Source organism: Betaproteobacteria bacterium (assembly GCA_016791345.1).
GTDB lineage: Bacteria > Pseudomonadota > Gammaproteobacteria > Burkholderiales > JAEUMW01 > JAEUMW01.
In genome coordinates this window covers 1-3,763 of record JAEUMW010000269.1, presented here as the reverse complement: position 1 = coordinate 3,763, position 3,763 = coordinate 1, and the positions used below count along the sequence as shown (strand labels likewise).

At 66.1% G+C, this 3,763-nt stretch carries 5 protein-coding genes; 4 read left to right on the top strand and 1 reads right to left on the bottom strand.

The window, feature by feature from the left end; genetic code table 11:
• Positions 1-1,019: proline--tRNA ligase (gene proS, locus JNK68_10780; GenBank protein ID MBL8540843.1), on the bottom strand; the 1,019-nt coding region annotated here is incomplete at its 3' end.
• A gap of 91 nt (positions 1,020-1,110) precedes the next feature.
• On the opposite strand from proS, the gene JNK68_10775 reads away from it, so the two are divergent.
• From JNK68_10775 to JNK68_10760, 4 genes are all read left to right on the top strand, one after another.
• Positions 1,111-1,899 (top strand): spermidine synthase, encoded by a 789-nt coding sequence (locus JNK68_10775; protein MBL8540842.1) that lies wholly within the window; start codon positions 1,111-1,113, stop codon positions 1,897-1,899.
• Between the two features lie 107 nt (positions 1,900-2,006).
• Positions 2,007-2,519, top strand: a complete 513-nt coding sequence (locus JNK68_10770; GenBank protein MBL8540841.1) for an RNA pyrophosphohydrolase — start codon at positions 2,007-2,009, stop codon at positions 2,517-2,519.
• A 144-nt stretch (positions 2,520-2,663) separates the two neighbouring features.
• Positions 2,664-3,263 (top strand): CBS domain-containing protein, encoded by a 600-nt coding sequence (locus tag JNK68_10765; protein ID MBL8540840.1) that lies wholly within the window; start codon positions 2,664-2,666, stop codon positions 3,261-3,263.
• Positions 3,264-3,296: 33 nt separating this feature from the next.
• A partial coding sequence (locus JNK68_10760) for a CNP1-like family protein (protein ID MBL8540839.1) occupies positions 3,297-3,763 on the top strand: 467 nt, incomplete at its 3' end.

Genomic DNA, 3,763 nt, shown 5'->3' with positions numbered 1-3,763 from the left:
GGAATGTCCGTGGCGACCGGGCCGATGGACCCCGGCCCTGCGCCGAAGCGGCTGCGGATCTCGGCTTCAGTGGCGAATCGGACGCCGTCGAGCACTTTGCCGGCCTTGATTTCATTGAGGGAATGATCTCCGCGGATGAGCAAGAGGCATTCCTGTCCGTCGCCCGTGATGACCAGCAGGCTCTTTACGATCCGCTCCGGCGCTACACCCAGGTGGACGCTCACCTCTTCGATGGTGCGCTGTCCCGGTGTGGCTACCTTGCGCAGCGGCGCGCCCGGCGACGGTCTCGGCGTGCCCGGTGCAACGGCCTCGGCCAGCTCCACGTTCGCCGCATAGCCTGAGTCGGGCGAGAAGGCGATCGCGTCCTCACCGGAGTCCGCCAGCACGTGGAATTCGTGCGAGCCGGTGCCGCCGATCGCACCGGTGTCGGCCGCCACCTCGCGGAAGCGCAGCCCCAGCCGGGTGAAGATGCGCCGATAGGTCTCGTACATCACCCGGTAGGTCTCCTCGAGACTGGCCTTGTCGATGTGGAAGGAGTAGGCGTCCTTCATCACGAACTCGCGCGCGCGCATGACGCCGAAGCGCGGGCGGATCTCGTCGCGGAACTTGGTCTGGATCTGGTAGAAGTTGAGCGGCAGCTGGCGGTAGCTGCGGATTTCACGGCGCGCGATGTCGGTGATGACTTCTTCGTGCGTCGGCCCGAAGCAGAAGTCGCGTTCGTGCCGGTCGCGGATCTTCAGCATCTGCGGGCCGAACACCGCCCAGCGGCCAGACTCCTGCCAGAGCTCGGCGGGCTGCACGGCCGGCATCAGCAGTTCGATGGCGCTGCTGCGGTCCATCTCCTCGCGCACCACGGCCTCGACTTTGCGCAGCACGCGCAGCCCGAGCGGCATCCATGTGTAGAGACCACTGCCGAGGCGGCGGATGAGCCCGGCGCGCAGCATCAGGGCATGGCTCACCAGTTCCGCCTCGGCCGGTGCTTCCTTGAGGGTCGAGATGAAGTACTGACTGACGCGCATGGACTCCCCGCCGGCAAAAACCCGTATTCTAGCCAGTTAAGTGGAGGTTCCCCCCAAACGTCGCGGTCTTCGCGGCGTCTTCGCCTGCTTCATGCCGAGACATCCCCGCTTCCGCATCCACAAAGAGGCTACCGCGCACGCGAGCGTCGAGGTGAGCGAGCACGACGGCGTGCGCTATCTGCATCTGGGCAGCGACACGGTCCAGAGCGCCATGCGGATCGCGCGCCCGAGCGACCTCGAACTCTCGTACACCCGGTGCATGCTCGCCTTTCTGCTGTTCGTCCCGATGCCGCTGCACGTCGTGATGATCGGTCTCGGCGGCGGTTCGCTGGCGAAGTTCGTCCTCTCCCGCATGCCGCTCACGCGAGTCACCGCGGTCGAGATCAATCCGCAGGTGATCGCCGCCGCACGGCAGTTCTTTGCCTTGCCCCGGCTGCCAGGGCGGTTGGCGGTCGAGACCGGGGACGGCTCGGCGTTCGTACAGGGGCTCGCTGGCGCCGCGGACGTGCTGTTCGTGGACGGCTACGGAACGGACGCCGCCGCGCCGGAACTCGCGACGCCGGTCTTCTACGAGGATTGCGAGCGCGCGCTCGCCGACAATGGCGTGCTCGTGACCAACCTGTTTACCGACCAGCCGGGTCTTCCGCACCATCTGCGGCTTCTGGAGCGGGCATTCCCGGAGCGACTGCTCCTACTTGCCGATGAGTCGCGCGGCAATCTCATCGCACTCGGGTTCGTGCGTGCGCAGGGGCGGCCGAGCTGGCGGACGCTGGAGCGGCGGGCAGGCGAGCTGGAAGCGCAGTACGGCGTGGAGTTTTCCCGGTTCGTGGAGCGTCTGAGGGAGCGCAATGCCCACGATTCCCGTCGCCTTTTCATCTGAGGCGAGCGCTGGTCGACGCCTCCGTCGAGGCGCCGGGAGGCGCTTTTGTTCGCCTGCGAACTGTGCCACAATCGCCCAAAATAGTCTCGAAATTACAGGTGGTTGGCATGATTGACCGGGATGGGTACAGACCCAATGTCGGCATCGTCCTGTGCAACAACCGGAACGAGGTTTTCTGGGGCAAGCGGGTTCGCGAACACGCATGGCAGTTTCCGCAAGGCGGCATCAAGCAGGGTGAAACGCCCGAAGAGGCGATGTATCGGGAACTGGGGGAGGAAGTCGGATTGTGTCCGCAGCACGTCAGAATCCTCGGCCGGACGCGGGATTGGCTGCGCTACGACGTACCCGAGCACTGGGTGCGGCGCGAGTGGCGCGGCAGCTATCGCGGGCAGAAACAGATCTGGTTCCTGCTCAAGATGGTCGGGCGCGACTGTGATGTGTCCCTGCGCGCGAGCGCCAAGCCGGAGTTCGATGCCTGGCGCTGGCACGAGTACTGGGTGCCGCTGGAGTCGGTGATCGAGTTCAAACGCGACGTGTATCAGCGGGCGCTGACCGAGCTGGCACGATTTCTCCCGACGCGCTCGGCACGCTGGCGGCGCACGGGCGCCGGCGCGAGATAGCTGGTTCTTCCGCCGCGACCGCCGGCCGTGGCGCGTCGAGGCGTGCGGATATCCCTTGAACAAGTGACCTCCTCCTTCTAGGATGGCTGCAGGCGAGCGCCACCCGTCACGGCGGCGCCCCATATCACAAGGAGGATCGGACGCATGCTGCGCGAATACATTCCACTGCACGCCACGGCGGTGCAGCGCGATGTCACCTACCATGAACCGAGTCAGGACGTGCCCGCCCGGGTGACGCTGGACAGCCATGCGCTGGACTGCATGACGGACCTGCGGCAGGTGACGGCAGTGACGGGTCGCGTGGACGAGACCATCGACGCCGCCAACGACCACATGAAGCAGTGCGGCGTGCGATTGCTGCTCGTCATCGACGAGGCGCGGCGCGTCAAGGGCGTGATCTCGGCCGCAGACATCGTGGGCGAGCGTCCCATGCAGGTCGTGCAAAGCCGCGGCGTGCGGCGATCCGATGTGCTCGTCCGCGATGTCATGACGCCGCAGGAAGAACTGCACGTGCTGCACATGGAGGACGTGCGTCTCGCCAAGGTCGGTCACATCGTTGCGACATTGAAGGCGGCGGGGCGGCAGCACGCGGTGGTGGTGGACCTCGATCAGCACGGGCATCAGAAGGTTCGGGGCATTTTCTCGGCATCGCAGATCGCGCGGCAGCTCGGCGTGGTCATACAGACGACCGAGGTCGCGCGCACCTTTGCCGAAGTCGAGGCCATGCTCGCGCGAGGCAAGTAGTTCCATTCGCGATCTTCGGGACCACCGGGTGCGATGCGTCTCGCCATGAAGGGGATGCGGGCGGTCTGCGTCCTGCTGGCTGCGCTCGGGCTCGGCGGATGCACGAGCGGCGAGGACCGCTGGTTGCGGGTGCCGGACCCCGACGACGAAAAGCGCAGCGAGGACGGCGGGCCGCCCAAGGATGTGCCGGTCAAACTGCCGCCGTTTCCGGAGGAGAGCCGCTTGCTGCCCTTCGAAGTGGGCGGCGCCTCGCGCAACGCGTTCTACGTCGATGCCGAATCCATCAGCGTCGGCGAGGACTGGGCGATCCGCTTCACTTCCGTGATTGTCTCACCGCAGGGCGCGCGTACCGTGAGCTATGAAGCGCTCGATTGCACGCACTACGCATACAAGCTGTATGCGACCGGCCATCCCGACGGCACCTGGGCGGAAGTGAAGCAGCCGCAGTGGCGCCCCATCGGCTTCACCGAGATCAACCGCTACCGGATCGTGCTGTTCCG